We start from the raw sequence: 22,517 nt of genomic DNA on the forward strand, positions 1-22,517 counted from the left end.
ATGTTATGCAAAGAAGCCGTGAATAAACCACTGGTATATCTTTTCATGATAATGTCCGAGCCGAAAGAGCCAGTAGCGATTGCCGGCTTCATCCTCTACGCGGTAGTAATCTCGGTGCTTGCCTTGCTGTAGCCACCATTCCTGTTCGATGCGTTCTGGTCCATCTGCTTTTGCTATAGTGATAACTTTACCTTTATACCTGAAAAGCATCGGAGGATAATCGGGTATAGGTGCTGATACATCAATGCGTTCAGGTACCTTCAATAGTTGTAACGGTCGTGGCGTATCCGGCCAGTATGTGGTTGGTTTTTCCTGCAGCGATGTTGCAGCCTTGAATGATCGCTCCGGCCAATAATGTTCATCCGGCAGGTAACGATGTATAGTATGTATACCGATCTTGTTTGCAAGCCGATCAATAAGTTCTGACAGGCGCACATCGTGTAGTCCTCCGGTACCTTGCCACATGGCTTCCTGCTGTGGGTAATGATCCTCTACAACCGGTGCTTCCAGTATAAATAACTCAATGCCTAAGGATGGTTCTATCGTTGCCAGTTTCAACTGAAACAATTTGAAGAGGTGCTCTACATGATGGGAGGGAAGATGGGTACCTATACTTACCTGTTCTGTTTTCCCATCCACCCGGTAACATTTTAATATAGCCTTGCGAAGTCCTTTTTGTTCCCGTTGTAAACGTGCGCAGAGTTTCTCCAGCAATTGCTGCAGTGCTATTTCTATACCAGGTGCAGTAACAATTGGTTCGAGGCAGGGCAGACGTTCGTGATAAAGCTCTGGTACTTCTATCGGTTGAAGAAGTTCATCTAATTGTCCTAATGCCTGCACCAGTCGCATCATAAAGTGATTGCCAAAGCGTCTGCGCAGCGATGTGCGGGGCATGCGAATAAATTGTTTTACCTGGTGAAGTCCAAGTTTATGCAAACGCTCTACAACTTCGGGTTCGAGACGAAGTGCCTGCGGTGGTAAATGCAGTAGCGCATCAATGTGTTTACTTCGTTCAATTACAATAGTATTACCAAAACGTGCTACACCCCAGGCGACACCAATGGTATCAGCCATTGCTGCATGTACATGATAACCGCGGATATATAGTTTGTTTATGATGTTCTGCAGGTAAGGTATATCTCCGCCCCACAGGTGGGAACAACCGGTAGCATCAAGTACAAGTCCATCGGGAGGATCTTTTGCTACAACGGGAGTAAAGCGAATGCACCATTCGGCCAAACGGTTTAACAATTTGTCTGAAAGATCAGGTTTATCGTCCAGCACTTGTAATGAAGGTATCATGGCGCGCGCATCGGCAAGCGCCATGCCTCGTGTTATACCTTGTTGTTCCGCTATAGCATTGACAGCAGTGATGATCATGCGACCATGTTCACTCGCACGCAATACAAAGGGCAATGTCTTAAGCGGTGGCTGGCGGAGAGTAAACCAGTCGGTAGTCAAGTACCGGAACCAGATGGAAACATAACGCTTTGCCATATCATCATCCTGCCTGTTGCTGTGTTTGTTGTAGGGTAAAGGAAGGTTGATATACCGGTACGAAGCGTCCGTCTATCCATTGTATATCCCATGTGCCAGGTTTGCCGTTGCGTATGCGTTGAAGATTTACTTTCCACTTGGGAAAACCTATACCGGGCAGATCATCGATAGAAGCACTTGGCAGTGGCTTGATATACCAGCGCGATATACTGGCAGTTGTACCAACAGCGCGTGGCTGATTGCGAAGCAGGAAACCTGTTACCTGACTTTCTTCCACCGCCAGTTGAAGGCGTCTTGAATGTGTAAAGGTTATATGGGGGAGTTCACCAACAACAGCAGTAAGCGCACTGCATTTGAGTGCTTCATCTAACGCCCAGAGCGCATCTTTTTCTTTTTGTACATCGATGAAGATAAACCGATCGGGACTCAGACCAAAGCTCTTTAATGCTGGCGGATAAAGCATGCGCGAAGAACTTATCCAGAGGACAGCCCCGTTTGTACCCATAAGTATATTTAGCAGTCCATTCAGGAAACCGATGGTGGCAGCTGTCTCTTCAGGCCTTGTGGATATAAATTCATGGATGGCACCAAGCGGAAATGTTGCGTTTGGAAAAGCATACTTCAAAGGGCCCAGGCCGGATTCCAAAACTGTGTTTTGCACAGTTTTAAAACCCTGAAGACGAAGGATGTCGGCCTGCAGTCCTGCGAAAATATCGGCTTTCTGTTGAGACACTTGTAGCGAATTGGTATTGCAAATTTATGACTAATTATATTAGTTTTTATATCTAATTTAATTAGTTTTGTTCTATTGTAAGAAATTCCATTTTTCTGTGAAATTTGAAATTGAGACAACAGATTAAAGCTTTGATAACAAGTCATCAAATGGGCGCACCGATCGATATAGAAAAGTTATTTCCTGCGCACAAGCATGAACTTTTCCTTATACCCCCGGGGAACCGTGCACGCATCCGGTACGGGCAATCTTGTGCTGGAGATAAGTTCGACACCGTATATATATACTTTTAAAATGTACGACTGGCTCCGGGTCACCTGGATGGAAGTCCCAGACCCTTGAACATAGCGCGCGGTATGCAGAATCTTTCGTTTGAGCGGAAGGGGGAAATGGTGAGTCGTGAATTAATAAGTAAGCCTCGTCTTGTAGCAGAGTCCGATGCGTATGCGCTTTATCATTTGCCTACACATGCAGAGCATCTGTATGATGTGCATCGCTATAGCATTAAATCAGAGGTCGTGGTGGTAACCAATGGTAAAGTAAATGTACTTAACGTGGTAGATGGGAGCGGAGTGATGGTGGAAGTGAATGGCGCAGAGTATAGCTATCATTATGCAGAAACATTTATTATTCCTGCATCCGTACCAGCATATACGCTTCGTGTTACGGGCGCAACTGCGATTATGGTTGTAGTGGCATTTATTAAATAAATATATAGCCAGTTCTCAGCTCACTGGAACTGGCTATATACCGATCAATCATTTCAATTAATGATTGTTTCTGAAGTATATGCCGGAATTCAAATCATCGATAAGTTTGGCTGCCGTTGGTTCCCATCCCAGGGTATGACGGGTCAGTTCGCTGGAAGCCTGGCAATCCATAGAAGCGAAATAGGTAAACCAACCGAAGTGGTTTTGAGCTTCTTCAGGACTTTTACTGATGGCAGGTACATTCAATCCTTTGCCTATACTTTCTGCGATAATTCGAAAATCAATACCCGATTCCGCCACCGCGTGAAACACCCGTTGCTTCGGACGTTGCTCGATGATGAGACGATATACTTTAGCCGCATCCTGGCGATGAACAGCAGGCCAGTGATTGGTGCCATTCTGCATATATACTGATTGTTGCTTCTCGCGGGCCATGCCAATGATGATAGGGATAAAACCATGATCACCTTCGTCATGCACAGTAGGTGGCAGACGCACTATATATACATTTACACCTTGAGCGGCCACAGCATTTGCTGCTTCTTCGGATGCAGCACGCGGAATTTGATCCGAAGAAGGAGGAACATCACTTTCGACAATGGGACGTGCCTGGCGGAGTAGCCCGATGCCGGAGGTGATTACGAGTGGTTTGTCAGAACCCAGCAGTGCAGAACCGAGCGCCTGAATAACACGTCTGTCAGTTTCACAGTTTTCTTTGAACTTGCTGAAGTCGTGATTGAATGCGGTGTGAATAACAGCGTCACATTGTGCAACACCTTGCTTTAGACTTTCCGGATTGTCTATATCACCGCGATAAACTTCTGCACCAAGTTGCGTCAATGCCATGGCAGCGCTATCGGAGCGCACTAAACCGAGAACACGATGACCGGCTTGTAACAGATCTTTAACAATAGCGGAGCCTACAAAGCCAGAGGCTCCTGTAACAAATACACGCATATAACTATTCCATTTTTATTGAACGCAAAATTGCTACGAACGCTTCCGAAAAAACGTAGTCATTTGACCATATTTTTCAGCGATGCAATTGTGCGTGACGAATGCGCGTGAGCGTCTTCAGGGAGATACCAAGGTAAGCAGCGATCATTCGCAGCGGTAATCTTTTCATGAGTGCGGGCGAGTCCCGAATGAAATCATTGTATTTTTCTTCCGGTGTAGCACCCAGTGCGGAAAGCAAACGCTGGCGACTATTATGGATAGCCCGTGATATAAGTTGTTCGGAAAGACTTTTGAGTAAAGGAATCTCCGCGAGAAGCTTATCGAAATCAGATTTTGTCCACATCAGGACTTCACTTTCTTCGACAGCAGCGATATTGCAACGTGAAGGGATTTGTTTGTCATAACTTTCAGCATCCAGTGTCCACGTGTGCTCCGGGGAGAATAGCAGAATATGCTCGCTGCCATCCGTACGTGTACCGAATACACGAAGCATACCCTTTACAATAAATGTCTTATGACGGCAAATCTCTCCTTCCATCAGCAGGAAGTCGTTACGATGTAATACCCTGGGCTCAGCAAGTGAACTGATTCGTTTCAAATCACTTTCATTGAAGTTAGCATGCGACTGTAGATATGATTCAAATTTGATAGTCATAGACTGTTCAAAGGTAAGAAAAATCGAAAAGGACAGTGGTACTACCCGGAATATGTGATTCAACGGGCATATACAGGTTGTATATTTGCAATTCCACCTGAATAAACAGGTAGGTTAGGAATCGAGACCAGTCGAATCCAGTCGGGATTTTACTGGTCTCATTTTTTTATCCCCATTTTGCTTTCAATAGGAATCGAAGTGTCTCAAACGAGACTTGCCTCTAAGAGCGTCCTGGATCTTAACTATACATCGCTGTAGCTGCGAAATATTCTCCGGAGTATATATGTCTGATACCAACAATTGGCCCGAAATTTTATAAATTTCACCGACTCATTACCGGTGATGATACTCTAGTTAAATAATCTGTTATTAGAAATTATACTCTGTACATTTAAACTAACAATGTATGACAAGAACTCTATGTCTGAATTTATTCCTGCTGGTTATGGTACTCTTCACCGCGCGGCAGGCCGATGCTCAATGTGATTGTGATTTTCATCTTTCCGATTTGCTGATACCTGGTAAGAATATCGTTGAAGGTCGGAATGTCCCCCCGGGATCTGTTGTTTGTCTGGATGCTGCTACACCACGTAATGGCAACCTGTTGTTCAAGCGGTTTAACGGAACATCGGCAGCTCCCATTATCATTATGAATTGTGGAGGAAAATATACTGTTAACTCCGGAACGTTGTCTTTTTCCATCAAGTTTTTCGGCAGCTCTCACTTCCGGTTAACTGGTACCGGTGATGCGTCCCTCACGTATGGTATAGAAGTGAATGGCGGCAGCCAGGGAATTTCGGTTGATAGTCTCAGTACCAATTTTGAAATCGATCACCTCGATGTCCACGGACAAAATTTTGCGGGCATCATGGCGAAGACCGATCCGGATTGTAATCCGGCTACGTGGCGGGAAAATTTTACCATGCACGACATTCGTATTCACGATAACTATATACACAGCACCAACCAGGGCGAAGGTCTGTATATAGGAAATTCATTTTACGCAGGTGGTGTGAATCGAACATGCGGAGATACCGTGATCCGCGTTTATCCTCACGCGATTGTAGGGGCCAAGATATATAATAACATCGTGTTCGATACAGGTGCCGATGGTATACAGGTAGGATCGGCAACACAAGGTTGTGAGATATACGACAACCGGATTGAACGCCACGGCCAGCGGCCCTTTGACAACCGGAACGACCAGGGAAATGGTATACAGCTGGGAGAAGGAACCGGTGGTTTATGTTACAATAACTTTATCTTAAATATACCGCCCGCCAATGCGGTTGACAGGACGGGTTACTCGATTATATGCCTGGGCCGCGGAGATAATGTTATCTTCAATAATATCATGATCAACCCGAGCAACGGAGGTATGTTCGTTGACGAGCGGGGAGGAGCCGCTACCATTACAGGACCTGGTTCCGGTTACAAGATCATTAACAACACCATCATCAATCCGAAGAACAATGGCTTGTTGCTATATAGTGAGCTGGTGGAAATGAACGTTGTTAAAAATAATATTATTGTTAACCCGCAGTTAAAGTATATCAGTTACTCCAACGGTGTTAACATCGATTCTGCCGGTAACTATGAAACCAGGAATATCAATACGGTCCAATTCGCAGATGCCACCAATCAAGATTATCATTTGACATCCTCCAGTCCTGCGATTGGCTATGGTGTTAATGTGAGCAGCTATGGTGTAACGTTTGACTTCGACCATGTAGCGCGTCCCGTAGGAACGGGATGGGATGCCGGTGCCTTTGAATCTCCGGAGACACCGTCAGAACCCTGGGCTATATATATAAATGCCGGTGGTGATGTAGTGAATAACCAATGGGAGCGTGATAAACAAACAACACCGCATCCTTATTTTGATACCACCTATCCGTCATTGACAACCGGAAGTGCCAGTTCCTTCTCCGGTGTGAATAATACCGATGCTCCAAATGCAGTGCTGGGATCCTATCGCTATACAAGCGGAAATGGTACAACCATTCAATACAATATACCGGTTCCGGAATCAAATGAAACGTATAAGGTTTCACTTTACTTTGCCAGGAAAGGTGGCGATACATTTACATCCGGTCAAAGAAGATTTAATATTTATGCAGAAGGAAATTTAATCACGACATACGATGTATATGATTCAACCCTGAGTGGTGCGGACTCTCATTCCTTTACAACGCATGTAGCTGACAATACACTTCAGTTGAAGTTGGTAGCCGTATCCGGAGCGCACGCACATATCAATGCCATTGCAGTTTCAAATATGGTAACAGCCGCTGCAGCGGCAGCGAATGTTGAACCGACACAAGCGAAGAGCCTCGGTGTATCGCTATATCCAAACCCGGTGTCCAATTATCTTGGTATAGCAGTTGATCCGAATAACTCGTATACCATCAGCATTTCGGATGCGCGAAACCGGGTATATTCAACTTTGACAGTGAGTGGTGAAGAACGTAAGCAACTAGATATATCGACATTGCCAGACAACCAGATTTACTTTGTTCATGTCCTTTCCGGGGATGGAAAGAAGGAAACCTACAAGGTTGTAAAATCGCAGCGGTGAATTGATAACCGTTCAACTGAAATGACCGGTAAACGTAAAGGCATGAGATCACCGATCTTATGCCTTTTTGCATTTATAGAAGCTTATATTTCATGCTATATCTTTTTTTGTAAATGAAATCACGCTATACACTTCTGTTATTTATCCGGACACTTTTTTTATTAATGTTTCCGCTCGCGTTATGCCGGGTGCAAAACGCTGCGCAGCAAAAACTCGAACACAAGTTTCTGGCAATGTTTTGTAATTGTTTTTCTGACAGTCTGGACATCGATGATTTTTCAGGCAACGTTGGAGCGGGAAATGGAATGTCGTGCAAAGTTTTATCAGGAGCATGAATCAGCATTTGATTCCGTTGTAACCAAAGAGTCACCACGCCTTGCGCATCTCACGGCACTCGAAAAAGATCATTTTATAGATGATGAGCTGATGACCAACAGCATACTGCACTTCATGAAGAAGTGTGATGTATATACCAGGACTATGACCAACATCAAAACGTTATACTTTAAGGCGCTTGATAAACGGAAACAGGAGGGGACATTGAAAGGCAAAAAAGAATTTCTGGCAATAGCGTCAACGGATGAGAAAGGAAAGGAATACAGTCGGCAGGCAGCGGAAGCCTATGGCAAGGTAGCAATGCTATATGAACTTGAGGGCGATATGGCACAGGCTGATCAGTACTATAAAAAGTCTTTAAGCGTGTATCCAACGCCCATCATGATGGCGTTCTATCATCTTTTAAAACGAAAAAAAAGTAACGCAGTCTCAATCCGATAATTTCCGGTTGATCTCACGCACCACACTGTCCAATTCTTCTGCACAGTATAGCAGGCGTGAATTATACTCTCGAAGTTCATCGATAGATGATTCGTGCGACATCAATGTGCAAAGTCCCAAAATACGCGCTAACGGACCACGTACATTATGAGCATTAAAGTATGCATACTCCAGGAGCTTTTGATTTTGCAATTTTATCTCGGCTACACGTTGTGATACTTCCATTTCAAGTGATTCATTCATCCGGCTGATCTCTGCGTTGGCCTGTGTCAACTCTTCAGCCTGCGCCAGAATCTCTTCATGCTTTTCATATATATCATTGTTCAGGCGTTTCATTTCGACAAGCGATCGCTTCTTATCCCGATATAACCGGAATACAATAATTACCAGTGCCGTAATGGCCAGAAGTAAAAGACTACCAATGATAACGGCCAGGGTTAACGTGCGTATCTTCTGATCTCGCATTGCCAGCATCTGGTCTTTTTGTTCGGATTGATACAGGTGTTCAAGTGCTGCAATCTGCCTCGACTTCTCCGCATTAAATACTTCATCGCGAAGCGCTATATAGTTGTCGTTATAGTACCAGGCGGAATCATACGCCTTGAATTTCCGAAACGTGCTGCTTAGATTCGCCCGCGCGGTTATCCGGGCGTTGGCATCATTCAGTGAATCGGCCATGGCCTTTGCCTTGTACAGGTACTTCGTGGCGTGTTCAAAGTCGTTCAGGTTGGAGTATATCAATCCTATCGTTTGATGCAGTTCAATGGTAGAGAAGAAGTCACGGTGTACGGGCAGCGATGTCTCAATAGCAAGCCCGGTCTGCAAGGCGAGCTGAAATTTTCCCTGGGCATTCAGTACACTGATGCGCTTGGCTTCTGTCCATAATTTATAATCGCTCAGGTTGGCACGTACGCTTATGTCACGTGCCGTGGTATACATTTGCAAAGCCTTATCGAGATCGTTCCGTTTCAGGTATATCTCACCGAGTGAAACATAGGCATTGGCAAGGGCTTTGGGATCATCGGTGCGTTCAATAAGCGCTATTGATTTTTTAGAGTAATCAATTGCCAGGTTGTAATCGCCCTGGTAAATCAATACTCTGGAAATGTTATTGTAGATATGAGACATCCCTTTTGTGTCTTTGAGACGCTCACGAATTCGTAACGCTTTAATAAAGTAATCCATGCCTTCAGCATGTTTGCCTTGTATCGAAGCACAAATACCCAGATTGTTAAAGCTTGTGGCAATCCCTTTGTCATATTCATTTTCCTGTGCGGATACGAGTGCCTTTTGTGCTAATTCTTCTGCACGACTGAGCGAAACCAATGTATAGGCGTGCGAGAGCTGGTTCAGTATATCAATTTGTTCCTCGGTGGAGCGCGTTGCTGAAAGTTGATTTTGGAGAGAGTCAATAAGCACTTGTGCATCGAGCCTGAACATTACCATCGTCAGGGCAATCAATAGGAATCGTTTCATAGAGAGAGGTTTGGGCAAGCGATAAAACCAAATTTAACGATTAATTGATACAACGCTACGGCCGGGCATCACAGTTATGGCTTAAATCCCGGAATGCTCTTGTCTTGGTAACGGAGAAGATTAAAGTAGTAGGCCCGGGTATATATAGCGACAGACCAATCCCATTGGTGTTTATAATAATTCTCTATTTTTACGCTCAAAGTTCGTAATGGAAACAGATAAAATGACTTCCTGGCTGGAAGCATTCAGTGGCGGTGTTTTTGGTTTTGCAATCACGCTTCTTGTTCTGGATATTCATGTTCCGTCTGTTACCGGTAGCGAATCGCTGTTTCAGCTCTTGGCCGCAGACTGGCCAACCTATATAGCATTTCTCATTGGCTTTTTTGCAATTCTGATTTGTTGGATCAATCATCATTTCATGTTTAGCTATATCCATAAGGGTAACAGCAAATTATTATTGCTTAATGGCTTCAAGCTATTGGTGGTCACGTTTACTCCGTTTGCCACAGCGCTATTGTCCAAATAAGTTAATACCGAACAGCAACAAAACGCTGTTAACGTCTATACTTTCAATTTTGCATTGATGGGTTTGTCGATGTTTGGTATCTGGTTGTATGGTGTACGATCCGGATTTTTGAAAGAAGAACTTTGCGCGACTCTTAAAACCATCAGCCGTTATTATTTACTGGCAGCGATCCTGTTGTGTCTGATATTTATACTTTCGTTCATAAATGTATGGCTGTGTCTCGCTCTGTCCGGTATCATGTTTATAATTTTTCTTTTTCCTGAGCAGGCTATAGGTTATGTGTCCCGTGTCGGGGTTAGGTCTGCAGATTGATGGTATAGCTATAGGTGCCTATCCATTTTATTAACTCTTTTTTATCGACCTTAGTTTTTTCTGCAGCCTTGAGGTAGGAGAGGTAATGAAGTCTTCCTCGTTTGTGCACGGTCTCTTCATGGTCCAATCACACAACGGTGCGCGTACACGCCAGACGGTCATGAGCGAAACGGTTGAAGTTGTTATTTCAACTTTGCCTTTTGTAAAATAAATCTTGCGATGAAAGGCGTGCAGGCATACCGTTGCGAGTGACACGATCTGCTGATTTTTTCTGAGGGGGCGAGTCATTTTCATTAAAGTATTTTTTAGAAAACGCGCCAAATTCCAACGATTAACATTTTTCTCCGGGTTATTAACCCTGTTTTAACCCATAATCTAACCAGGGGTCGTTAACGTTTGCATCCGAATTGCAATCGATGGTTCCGGACAGCCCGGATGAAACAAGCAGCTTTTGCAAGCAACATGTTCAACCTAAAACCATTCAAACCTATGACCAAAATTTTACGATTCCTTTCGTACATCGTTTTGATGGGAACGTTCTTCGTGTCGCTGAGTTCTTGCGACAAAGATGACGACCCGATCAACGAAAGTGTCGGGACAATAACGGGTATTGTTACCGATGGTTCCGGACAACCCATTTCCGATGTTACTGTTACTGTTTCCGGTGTTAGTGAAGAAGATATATCCGTCACTACGGCAACTGACGGACGATACACACTTGAAAACGTATCGGTGAAAATACATGCCGTTACGTTCTCGAAAGCCGGATGGTTAACCATCAGCAAAAGTGTCGGGGCTAAAGATTTTGATGGTACCAAGGTAGCTACAGCAAATGCTACGCTTGTAAATGCATCTGCAAAAATTACCGGGACCATTACCGATGCCACCAAAGGTGGTGTACCACTCGAAGGTGTAACGATCAGTGTAGGCGTTGCCGGGACAGTTACTACCGGAAGCGATGGAACCTATACGCTTGAGAATTTAATTGAAGACAGTTACACAGTAACCTTCAGCAAGGGAGGTTATGTTACGATTACAAAACCGGTAGCACCTGCCGATTTCGTAAATGGTATTGTTACGCTGAACGTAACGATGGGAAGTCAACAACTGCTGCGCGGTTTAACGGGTGACGATCTTTTGTTATCCGGCAAATGGTACTTCAACGAATATAGGGGCGGACGCAATGCCGATGCATATCCTCATTGGGACTGGGCCTGCGACTATATGTCTACGCTTGACTTCTGGGGAGGATGGCAGGAACAGAACGAAGGCACTACGCTGCAGATTCGTAACAACGAAGATCAACGCAGCAATCCTGCTGACCTGAATGTTTTCGATTCGTATGTATACGGCAGCAAGCTTATCACAGAAGACAACAAGATCTTATCCGTGAGATTGCGTACGCACAACGCTGATGCTGCGAGCCCTGCTCACTTTGGTGTACAGGTAGTTGATCTTTCTGCAGCTCAACCCGCAGCTGTGAAAATAGGTGAGAACAAAACCTATGGCTCAGGCGACTACGCTGATTTTGAATTTGACTTGAGCAGTTATGTAGGCAAAGAAGTTATTGTTGCTATAGGTATATATCGCCAGTCTACCGGTGATTATTGGAAACAACTTGTTCTTCGTGCGATTCGCTTCGCCAACAAAAAAGTTGTGGGCTGGGATTGGCTGCCGGGTACGGAAGTTATTCCGGGATGGAAGTTGTCTCAGGAGACTATACGCTCTATCATGCCTCACACTAAAAAATCCTTCACCGGTCTGAGCCCTATATCCGGTAACCGCGATAACTATGTTGATGCTTATCGTGCATGGCGTAATGTTGCGCACGTTGCTGCAGAGTGGTCGTTCGTTCCACTGTTGAAAGATCCTGAAGTATTTCCTTCCGAAGGCTATATTCTCAAAACCCGTAACACAGCAGATGTGAATACAACGGTTCCGGAAGCATACCTGTATGCGAAGTTTGCTATAGGAGCAGGCACGGATCAGCTCACGTTTACCACGCGCAATTTCGGCAGCAACTATACGTACTTCAAACTCACCGCGATTGAAGATGATGGTACGGTTACACACCTGGCTCCTCAGTCTAACACAGCACAGGAAGCACTCGCAGCAGACAATGGCTGCTGGAAATTTAAACATGGTGATGGTGGTGTCGGAAATCCCGAAGGCTATGCATCGTTCGTGTACGACTTGTCTCCATTTACGGGTAAAAATGTAACGCTCGCGTTTGGTGTATACAACGGTGAAGCAAGCACGGGTGAGAACAAGCTTGTTTTCCACACGATTAATCTGAACTAAAAAGAATGAACTATACAATGACACTATTTCGCACGATTACTACAGCAAGCCTTGCCTTGTTAATGACTATAGCGGCTTGCAGCGACACGGCTTCTGAAGATGGTCCTGTTAATCCACCCAACGAAGTAAGTCTGTCGGAACAAAATCTTCGCAGGGCTATAGAGCTTACCGACAATGCTGTAACCGCTCACTTTACAGGAGATGGTATGGCGATGGCGCGTTACTATAATCCCTATACCAATGTACGTTCTGAAGAGAAAGGAAGTATATGGATGTATACCAGCGCGATCGAAGCTGTGAATGCTATTCTTCATGCACTCGAAGCACAGAAGGAGCACGGTAGTGCTACCCTGTACAACGAGCATTTCAACAAGTATACCGAGCTGCTTCACAAGTTGTATGAGAATGCAGATTACTACGAAGGAACGTTCGAACTGACCTCCTATACACAAACCAAAGAATGGTCTGTATACGGTGTAAACCGCGGTGGTTCAAAAGGCTCTGCACAGGTAGCAGGAATCCAAAATGTATATGACGACCAGATGTGGCTTGTTCGTGAGTTTATCGAGGGGTATAAGGCTACAGACAATGCTGAGTACCTGGCGAGAGCCGAGTATCTCACCGAATATGTACTCGATGGATGGGATTGCACACGCGATGCCAATGGCGCTGAGCGTGGTGGCATTACCTGGGGCCCTGGTTATGTAACGAAACATGCCTGCAGCAACGGGCCCATAGTCAGTCCGTTGGTGTGGCTGCACGAGTTGTATAAAGACAAGAACGATGAAATAACCTACAGCTATATAGATGCTGCAGATAAGCAAACCCGCGTAACGACACAGGTAAAGAAAAGTGACTACTACCTGGACTTTGCCAAGCGCATATATGCATGGCAGAAGAGCCAGCTACTGCGCGGTGATGGTGTATATGACGATATGAGAGGCGGCTGCTCACCGGGCAATCCACAGACCGAAACGGTAAATGGTACAACGTATCGCAAAGGGATCGCGTGTCAGGATCGTGTAGGTCCTGCAATTACCTATAACAGCGGCTCGATGCTTTCCGGTGGTGCAGATCTGTATCGGGTAACAGGCGATAATATATACCTGGACGACATCAGTAAATTATCGGATGCGAGTTTCCAATACTTTGCAAAACTTGGACAGACTAAAGATAACTACTATACCTACGACATCAGTGGTTTCAGAAACTGGTTCAATGGTGTGCTGATGCGAGGGTATGTAGATGTATACGAAGCAGACGGAACAGTAGCAGACTATATCAATTCTTTCCAGAAGAATCTTGACTACGCGTACGACAACTTCCTGTACAAAGGTTTTCTTCCGACAAACTTATTGGTAGGCTGGAACCGTGACAACGGTAAGAACAATACAGAGGGCATGTTCAACTTTGCATTTGCTGCCGAGTATGCTGTGCTGTCGCAATATGAACTTGAAAAATAAAAAAGTCATTGAGCATATGCAGAATATATACAAGCAAACATTGACAAGGCTGATAAAGTATTCCGTGTTTGGAATAATTTTTCAGTGTATTGTTTTAGCCCCCCTCGTTTCAACGGGCGCTATACAGCAGCGAATTACGATAACCGGTGCTGTTACATCCTCCGATGATGGGTCAGCTTTACCAGGAGTAAACGTAGTGATCAAAGGTACAACCCAGGGAACAACAACGGATGCGGATGGGAAGTATTCACTGGAAGTTCCGGATGGAAATGCTACACTCGTTTTTTCATTCATCGGGTATACTACACAAGAGCAAGTCGTTACAGCACGCACCGTGATTGATGTAGCGCTGATTGCCGATCTGCAGGAACTTAGTGAAGTTGTTGTGATTGGTTATGGTACACAGCAAAAGGTTACGCTCACCGGGGCTGTAACAAACATCAAGGGCGATGAGATGCAGCGCACCAAAAACGAAAACCCGCAGAACATGCTTACGGGTAGAGTGGCCGGTGTTCGTGTATGGCAGAAGAGTGCTGAGCCGGGTAGCTTTAATAACGTTTTTGATATACGGGGTTATCTCGGAAATCCGCTCGTGGTGATCGATGGTATACAACGCACCATGTCTGATTTTCAACGTCTCAATCCGAATGACATTGAAGATATATCGGTGTTGAAAGATGCATCTGCTGCTATATATGGTGTGCGCGCGGCTAACGGGGTAATTCTGGTGACTACGAAGAAAGGAACGAAAGGCAAAACGGAGATATCATACAACGGTTCCTATACACTACAGCAACCATCCGGTATGCCGAAGCTTGCAGATCCGTATCAGACCATGACGCTATATAATGAGAAGTCCATGAATAACATCAATGGCGGAAGCATTATATATGACGAAGAAGATTTTGAAGCTTTCCGTAGCGGAGCGCGAAGGTCTACCGACTGGAATTCACTGCTCATTGCAGACTTTGCACCTCAGACACAACACGATTTAAGCATCACCGGGGGTAACGACAAAACGCAGTACTATATAGGCGGAGGTTATCTCTACCAGGAAGGTATATTCAAATCAGGTGACCTGAACTATAACAAGTATAATTTGCGCACCAACATTACTACTGAACTTGTAAAAGGATTGACGTTCAACATCAACTTGAGCGGCATGGCCGACCAAACCAACGCACCGCTGGCACGTTCTGTAGACATCATTCGAAATTACTGGGCGCAGGGTGTATTGTTCCCGGCTTATGCGGATCCGGAAAATACCATGTTGAACTACGAGGGACTGAACCTCGAAACGAACACAGTGGCCCTGATGACTTCAGATGTATCCGGTTATCGCAAATTAACGCAGAAGAATCTCCAGTCATTGGTGTCACTCAATTTCGACTTTGGAACTGTCTCAGGTAAACTGGAAGGTTTATCTGCCAAAGGAGTGATCAGCTACGATTATCGTAATGATGATAATACAGGCTTCAGAAGAGAGTACTACCAGTATATGTATAATACATTGACCGGTACATACGATTCCAAACTATACAACGCAAGTTCTCCGAGTCAGTTGGCGCGCCAGATGTTTACCAAACAGCAAGTGCTTGGTCAATTCCTGTTAAACTATAATCGCACGTTCGGTAATCATAAAGTAGTAGGACTCCTCGGCTGGGAAACGCAGAAAAGAAAAGGAGATAACTTCTATGCGCAGCGAAATCTTGCCTTTGCTATGGATTACCTGTTGGGTGGTGTGAACGATGCACAGCTAAGCGGTATGTATTCCGGAGACAATGATCTTTATGAGATAGCCAACAACGCGTTGTTCGGAAGAGCAAACTATACATTTGCGGACCGATATATAGCCGAGTTCCAGTTCCGCTACGATGGCTCTTCGAAATTTGTGAAAGACAACCAATGGGGGTTCTTCCCTTCGGGATCTATAGGCTGGCGTATATCCGAAGAATCATTCTTCAGAAATATATCAGCACTGTCATTTGTTGATCAGTTCAAGTTGCGTGCCAGCTACGGTGTAACGGCAGACGATGATGCATTGAAATACGATTGGTACCCGGGCTATCTATACCCGGCTACAGGCGAAAATGCAGAGAACGGTTACTATAATAAATATGCACCCGGCTATATGTTCGGTGGTGAGTTTGTAAACGGAGTATCGTTGATTGTGCCGAATGAGCAGATCACCTGGTGGGAAGCGCGCACGTTCGATGTGGGCGTAGACTTTGAAGGATGGAACGGTCTCTTTGGTTTTACTCTCGATTACTTCGATCGCCGCAGGGATGGACTCTTTGCCAATCGTAATGGAGATGTTCCTACGGTAGTGGGTACCGGTGCACCCAGAGAGAACCTGAACAGCGATCGTCAATATGGTATAGACCTGGAATTGTCGCATCGTAATCGCATCGGTGAATTGTCCTATACGGTAAAAGCGATTGGTACTATTACCAGACGTGAACATTTGACTGCAGTAGAAAAAGGACCGTGGGGTAACTCGTATGATCGCTGGCGTAACGATAACCTGAACAACCGTTATCAGGGTGTACAATTCGGATACGAATCAGACGGACGCTATACAAGCTGGGAAGACATCTGGTCTTACCCTATATATAAAGATCGCGATATACTTCCGGGCGATTACAAGTATGAAGACTGGAATGGTGATGGTGAGATCAACGCGGAAGATGAACATCCGTATGCATACGATCAGACACCGTGGCTGAACTTTAGTCTGTCGTATGACTGCCGATATAAAAACTTTGATCTGAACTTCCTCTTCCAGGGAACCGCGATGGGGTCAATGCAGTACAAAGAACCGCTCTATGCTATATGGGGAATTAATGGTGGCGGTACATTGGAACAGTACACCGACCGTTGGCATCCGGTTGATCCAACCGCAGATCCTTACAATCCGGAAACAGAGTGGGCGAGTGGCTACTATGGCTATACCGGAAGATACCCGCGTGAGAACTCAAGCTTCAACCGCGTGAGCACATCATACCTGCGTCTGAAGAGCATCGAGCTCGGCTATACATTGCCGAAAAAGACAGGACTGCTTTCTACGATGAGTCTGCGCGTGTTTGCCAATGCTTACAACATGTTCACGATTACAGGAGTGAAGTTTGTTGATCCGGAACATTCAGACGATGAGCTCGGAAGATTGTATCCGCTTAACAAAACGTATACGGTGGGCATTTCTGCCAAATTCTAAAATATATACTGAGAAAATTACGAGTTATAAAACTGAAGAAAATATGAAAAGGATATATATCGTATTCCTGATCGGCTTATTCACTTTCTCCGGCTGTGCAGACCTTGATATTCCACCACCCAACGTGGTGGGCGATGAGACACTCTTCACCAATGAGTCTGGTATGAAAGTATATATGGCCCGCATGTATAGCAGGATGCCGTTCGAGGATTTTAAATACATGGCACAGTGGGGCATTGAATACAATGCCTGGCTGGGATCCATGGGTATAGAAGGAACCGGGGAAGCATTGAATCGCGATGGAATCTGCTCCGCCTTTACCGGTGAGCGAACTCCGTATTGGACAGAAGCATTTGTTCTGCTGCGCGATGCAAACTACCTGATTGAGACATTGCCCGACTATCAAAGTAATTTCCCGGAGGTTACGTACAACCACTATTTAGGTGAAGCATACTTTGTACGCGCCACGGTATTCTATGCTATGGCAAGACGCTTCGGTGGTGTGCCACTGGTAACAAAAGTTATTCGTTACCCGGGCGATGCAGATGAACTGGAAGTGCCACGCTCTTCGGAGGAAGAGACCTGGAACCAGGTGCTTGCAGACTTTGATCAGGCTATATCTTTATTACAGCCGACAAGTCCGGAGCGAGGATATTCAAACAGATATATAGCCCTGGCATTCAAATCAGAAGCAATGCTATATGCCGGCAGTGTAGCGAAGTACAATGAAACTGTTACCGGAAGACTTACCGGGTTAGGACAGAAAACCGGTGTACGTGTGATGGGATTTGCAGCGGAGTCCGCAGCAGCGGCTTCCAGAAAATATTTCAAGGAAGCTTATTCCGCTGCGCGTGAAGTTATCGCCAGCGGACGTTACTCGCTCTATAAGAAGAAATGGGCAGCCGGTGATCGAGACGCACAGTATCAGAACATGGTCGATATGTTTAGCGATCTCACAAGTCCTGAAAATATATATGTGAAAGAGTACGGCTATCCTACATTTACCCATGGCTATGATGCCTATAGCGCTCCGTTTATATTCAAGGCGCCACTGGCATCCGGCACATGTCCTACACTAGACTTTATGGAATTGTTCGATGGCTTCGATCGTTATTCCAACGGTACGATAAAAGTTACCAATGGTTCTTCCAACACCGATGGAACATACCTGATGTACGATTCACCGATGGACTTCTTCGCGAACGCAGAGCCACGTCTTCGTGCCTATGTAATTTTCCCGGGGGATGTATTCAAGGGAAGAGAGATTGAAATCCGTGCAGGAGTATATACAGGCTCTGCACCCATCAGTCCGCTCTTCAGCAATTATACCTATGCAACGGCTGAGACACGCTATCAGAACCTGGCAGCCTATACACAGGGATCAAAAACGCTTTACCTGAGTGCGCGCGAAGGAAACGGCCAGGAGATAGTGTCCTATGAAGGAGAAGACATGACCGCAGCCGGTGCGAACGGTCCGTTCTACGATAACGGAGAAGGATGTCTCACCGGACTATATGGACGTAAATGGTTAAATCCTGATCCTTCATTCGAAGCAGGCGAAGGTAAATCTGCACAACCGTTCATATTGATGCGCTATGCCGAAGTATTGTTAAATGCTGCGGAAGCTGCTGTTGAACTTCGCTTGGCAGGTGAAGCTTCTCCGGATGGAACAGACCTGCTGCAGGTAGCGACATCAGCGGTAAATGAAATTCGTGAAAGAGCTGGAGCAACGTTACTGGTAGGAAGTGTTACTGCCGATGACAACGGACGTAACATCGTTCGTAAAGAACGCAGGAAAGAACTTGCACTCGAGCATAAAACAAAATGGGATCTGCGGAGATGGAGAGTACAACACTACGAAGAGCGCGATGGCTTCTGGGGAGAGTACAGAGAGAAAGATGCCTTTAGCAATAACGCACGCTATCGCTTCCGTGGCTTGTATCCGTTCTTCTCTACGCAAACCGGAAAATACTTTTTCGATGCGCGCTTCCAATGGGTAAGCCTGAAGACGTTCGAGTATAATATAGTAGACTACTACTTTGCTATACCGGGCGGTGAAGTATCGAAGAGTGCTGTAATCGATCAGCAACCGAACCGATAATGAATAACGAGTTATAAGACAATTAAGAATTACAGAAGATGAAGAAGATATCATATATACTATCGATCGCCCTGTTTTCTTTCACGTCCTGCAGTCTGTTTGAAATAGACAACAAGGAAGTGCCTGCAGAAACCATTCAGGGTGAAGTAGTGGATGTAGAAACTGGCGAACCTGTGCTTACCGATCAGGGAAGTGAGGGCATCCGCGTGCGTTTGACAGAAGATAGCTGGGGCGAAAATGTTACACCTAACCCGGACTTCTTTTGCATGCCGGATGGTACATTTCAGAATACAAAATTATTCAAAGGCACCTATCACATTCGTATTGACGGACCTTTCATTCCGCTGATGCGTGAGGACGAAAGAGGTGTTCCACTCGCAGATGAATCTCAAATCGTAAACATCAGTGGTGTTACGAAAGTAAAATTCGAAGTGCAACCTTTCCTCAAAATAGAGTGGGTAGATGAGCCTGAAGTAATCAATGGTAAAGTAAGAGCGAAGGTGCGTGTTACGCGCGCTGTATCGGAAGAAGAGTTCCGTAACAAGATTGAGCCGATGGGGGGCTATAGCAGCAGCTTCCAGAATATTACGGACATTCAGTTGTTTGTGAGTTATTCATCTTCGGTTGGGTATCGCGCACGCGATGAACGCTGGTCAAACAAAATCGAATATACCGGTTCAGCGTTCAATTCGTTGTTAGGACAAACGATCACCATCGAATCGACTGGTACGATTCCATCAGGAAGAGTTGTCTTTATCCGTGCCGCGGCTCGTATCAACTACGATACACCAAAAGGTAGCGGAACGAGAAGATGGAACTACAATGAGCCCCTGCAGCTCTTGATTCCGTAAGATATAGTTCAGGTTTGAAGTCATCTCGTCATGGGGGTGGCTTTGAACCTTTACTTTCCAAGGGGCCATGCAGTCATTATACGAATTGCGCATAATCATACCGTTGTATGATTGGTATCTCCACCAGGCGGTGAGGATTTTTTTATTTTAACAAAAGTATCATGCAAAAAACGATTATACTTTCCCTGCTGCTGGCACTATCCGTTCAAAGTTATTCGCAGTCACGGCAAAAGGACAAGCAATCAAAGACTCAATCACGGGAAAAAACTACATTTCAAACTTCCAATCCGTGGAAACCGGTAACGGATTTACGTGCCGATGTTGCTATCGTATATAGCGTAAAGGATCATCACGGAAAAGGAAATATGTCTTTTGAAGAACGCGTTCAAAGCTGGCGCGACAAGGGATATACAACGCACTTCATGACCGGTATAGCATGGGGTGAGTACCAGGATTATTTCACCGGTGCTTGGGATGGGGAGCAACATCTTGATGAAGGACAGGTAACACAAAAAGGTGACACGCTATGGCACGGACACATGGTGCCCTATATCGTGCCGTCCGCCAACTTCATTAAGTATATGAAGGAGAAAGTCATCAAGCGTGTTATAGATGCAGGCATTGATGCAATCTTTCTCGAAGAGCCTGAGTTCTGGGCGCGCTCCGGTTACAGCGGTGCATTTAAAAGCGAGTGGAAAGCTTACTATGGATTTGACTGGAGACCGCAGCATGAATCACCTGAGAATACATACTTGTCCAATAAGTTGAAGTATCATTTATACTATAGGGCGTTGAACGAATGCTTTACCTATGCAAAGGAGTACGGCAAGAGTAAAGGCATGAACATACGTTGCTATGTACCCACGCACTCGCTGGTAAATTATTCACAGTGGATGATCGTTAGTCCCGAAGCAAGCCTGGCATCATTACCGTGTGTAGACGGATATATAGCACAGGTGTGGACGGGTACATCACGCGAGCCTAATTACTTTAATGGGCAAATGAAAGAGCGCGTATTCGAAACGGCCTTTCTCGAATATGGTTCAATGGAGTCCATGACGGAACCTACCGGAAGAAAAATGTTTTTCCTCACAGATCCGATCGAAGACTGGCCGCGCGATTGGGTCGACTATAAGAAAAATTACCAGGCTACGTTTACAGCACAACTGCTATATCCGAAGATCGCTGACTATGAAGTAATGCCGTGGCCGGATCGTATATATGAAGGCTACTATCGCACGAGCGCCAACAGCGACAGGAAAGAGCAGATACCGCGTTTTTATTCAACACAAATGCAGGTCATGATCAATACGCTGAACAACATGCCCGAGTCCGGGAATAAAGTGAGTGGTTCGCAGGGTATAGGAGTTCTCATGGCAAACTCATTGATGTTTCAGCGGTTCCCGGTTCATCAGGGATATGAAGATCCGCAGTTGTCCAATTTCTATGGGCAGGCACTTCCGTTGCTGAAGCGTGGCATTCCGGTTAAGACCGTTCATATCGAAAATGTATCCTACCCCCAGACGTGGAAAGATCTGAAGATACTCATCATGTCTTACTCGAACATGAAGCCTATGGATAAAGCCGCACACGATCACATTGCCGAGTGGGTAAAGAACGGTGGTGTGCTGGTATACTGTGGCAGAGATGAAGATGCGTTTCAACGTGTGCAGGAGTGGTGGAATACCAACGGCAATACATTTAAAGCACCATCAGAACATTTATTTCTGAAGCTCGGGGTGAAAGAGCCTTTTAACGGAGGCGAGTATATATATGGAAAAGGAAAAGTATATATCCTGCGCAGCGACCCGAAGGAGTTTGTGTTGAAAGCAAATAACGATGAAGCGTTTGTAAATACAATCAAGACGCTATACGAAACAGGATCAACCGAAAAGCTTGAGTATAAAAATCACTTCACACTTACCCGCGGACCGTACGAACTTATTTCTGTAGTGGACGAAAATTCAAGTCTATCCCCCTATATCATGACGGGCAGGTTCATCGATTTATTTGATCCTGAAATTCCTGTTCTCCATGAAAAACAAGTTCGCCCTGGAGAGCAGGCATTCTTGTACAATATCAGCCGGGTCAAGAATCCCAAAACGCCACAGGTGCTTGCCGCTGCAGCAAGAGTATATCAGGAAAAAGTAACGAAGAGTACATATTCATTCGTAGCGAAAAGTGCATTGAACACCACGAATGTGATGCGGATACTCTTACCTGTAAAAGCAACCAAAATAGAAGTGACGGATGCGGCAGGTAAAACGTTACCCGTGGAGTCATCATGGGATGCAGGTAGCAAAACGTGTTTTTTAAAGTTTGAAAACAACCCGGAAGGAGTTCATGTAAAATTGAGTTGGTGAAAA

15 protein-coding genes are annotated in these 22,517 nt (G+C 45.3%); 10 read left to right on the forward strand and 5 right to left on the reverse strand.

Translation table 11 applies throughout. The features are described from left to right. Positions 1-3: 3 nt before the first annotated feature. On the reverse strand, positions 4-1,497 hold the full coding sequence (locus tag ACFQ21_RS19905; protein WP_377581653.1) for a Y-family DNA polymerase: 1,494 nt from the start codon (positions 1,495-1,497) through the stop codon (positions 4-6). Between the two features lie 4 nt (positions 1,498-1,501). Next, positions 1,502-2,230 carry an ImuA family protein gene (locus ACFQ21_RS19910; protein WP_377581655.1) on the reverse strand — a complete coding sequence of 243 codons (729 nt, stop codon included), beginning with the start codon at positions 2,228-2,230 and terminating at the stop codon, positions 1,502-1,504. Positions 2,231-2,586: 356 nt separating this feature from the next. Here ACFQ21_RS19910 and ACFQ21_RS19915 point away from each other — a divergent pair, with 356 nt between their 5' ends. Beyond that, complete coding sequence (locus tag ACFQ21_RS19915) at positions 2,587-2,940, forward strand: hypothetical protein (RefSeq protein ID WP_377581656.1); 354 nt, start codon at positions 2,587-2,589, stop codon at positions 2,938-2,940. Positions 2,941-2,997: 57 nt separating this feature from the next. Here ACFQ21_RS19915 and ACFQ21_RS19920 read toward each other — a convergent pair whose 3' ends face one another. Both ACFQ21_RS19920 and ACFQ21_RS19925 read right to left on the reverse strand, forming a co-directional pair. Beyond that, positions 2,998-3,897 (reverse strand): SDR family oxidoreductase, encoded by a 900-nt coding sequence (locus ACFQ21_RS19920; RefSeq protein ID WP_377581658.1) that lies wholly within the window; start codon positions 3,895-3,897, stop codon positions 2,998-3,000. A gap of 76 nt (positions 3,898-3,973) precedes the next feature. Beyond that, positions 3,974-4,552 carry a Crp/Fnr family transcriptional regulator gene (locus tag ACFQ21_RS19925; protein WP_377581661.1) on the reverse strand — a complete coding sequence of 193 codons (579 nt, stop codon included), beginning with the start codon at positions 4,550-4,552 and terminating at the stop codon, positions 3,974-3,976. Between the two features lie 406 nt (positions 4,553-4,958). Here ACFQ21_RS19925 and ACFQ21_RS19930 point away from each other — a divergent pair, with 406 nt between their 5' ends. Continuing rightward, positions 4,959-7,130, forward strand: a complete 2,172-nt coding sequence (locus tag ACFQ21_RS19930) for a malectin domain-containing carbohydrate-binding protein (RefSeq protein WP_377581663.1) — start codon at positions 4,959-4,961, stop codon at positions 7,128-7,130. 270 nt (positions 7,131-7,400) lie between these two features. Further along, positions 7,401-7,907, forward strand: a complete 507-nt coding sequence (locus tag ACFQ21_RS19935; protein ID WP_377581666.1) for a hypothetical protein — start codon at positions 7,401-7,403, stop codon at positions 7,905-7,907. Here the strand turns inward: ACFQ21_RS19935 and ACFQ21_RS19940 are convergent. Beyond that, the gene (locus ACFQ21_RS19940; protein ID WP_377581668.1) at positions 7,896-9,383 is read right to left on the reverse strand and encodes a tetratricopeptide repeat protein; all 1,488 of its coding nucleotides are present in this window, start codon (positions 9,381-9,383) and stop codon (positions 7,896-7,898) included. The two genes, ACFQ21_RS19935 and ACFQ21_RS19940, sit on opposite strands and share 12 nt — an antisense overlap. 208 nt (positions 9,384-9,591) lie before the next feature. Between ACFQ21_RS19940 and ACFQ21_RS19945 the strand changes: the two genes are divergently transcribed. From ACFQ21_RS19945 to ACFQ21_RS19975, 7 genes are all read left to right on the forward strand, one after another. Continuing rightward, positions 9,592-9,909 (forward strand): TMEM175 family protein, encoded by a 318-nt coding sequence (locus ACFQ21_RS19945; RefSeq protein WP_377581671.1) that lies wholly within the window; start codon positions 9,592-9,594, stop codon positions 9,907-9,909. 801 nt (positions 9,910-10,710) lie between these two features. Then, entirely contained in the window at positions 10,711-12,522 is a 1,812-nt protein-coding gene (locus ACFQ21_RS19950) for a carboxypeptidase regulatory-like domain-containing protein (RefSeq protein ID WP_377581674.1), read from the forward strand. A 5-nt stretch (positions 12,523-12,527) separates the two neighbouring features. Beyond that, the gene (locus ACFQ21_RS19955) at positions 12,528-13,985 is read left to right on the forward strand and encodes a glycoside hydrolase family 76 protein (RefSeq protein WP_377581676.1); all 1,458 of its coding nucleotides are present in this window, start codon (positions 12,528-12,530) and stop codon (positions 13,983-13,985) included. A gap of 64 nt (positions 13,986-14,049) precedes the next feature. Then, complete coding sequence (locus ACFQ21_RS19960) at positions 14,050-17,199, forward strand: SusC/RagA family TonB-linked outer membrane protein (RefSeq protein ID WP_377581680.1); 3,150 nt, start codon at positions 14,050-14,052, stop codon at positions 17,197-17,199. Between the two features lie 43 nt (positions 17,200-17,242). Next, entirely contained in the window at positions 17,243-19,300 is a 2,058-nt protein-coding gene (locus ACFQ21_RS19965) for a RagB/SusD family nutrient uptake outer membrane protein (protein ID WP_377581683.1), read from the forward strand. Positions 19,301-19,338: 38 nt separating this feature from the next. After that, complete coding sequence (locus tag ACFQ21_RS19970) at positions 19,339-20,151, forward strand: DUF3823 domain-containing protein (protein WP_377581686.1); 813 nt, start codon at positions 19,339-19,341, stop codon at positions 20,149-20,151. 161 nt (positions 20,152-20,312) lie between these two features. Next, positions 20,313-22,514 carry a hypothetical protein gene (locus ACFQ21_RS19975; RefSeq protein ID WP_377581688.1) on the forward strand — a complete coding sequence of 734 codons (2,202 nt, stop codon included), beginning with the start codon at positions 20,313-20,315 and terminating at the stop codon, positions 22,512-22,514. Positions 22,515-22,517: the final 3 nt, after the last annotated feature.

Source organism: Ohtaekwangia kribbensis (genome assembly GCF_042676245.1).
Lineage (GTDB): Bacteria > Bacteroidota > Bacteroidia > Cytophagales > Cyclobacteriaceae > Ohtaekwangia > Ohtaekwangia kribbensis.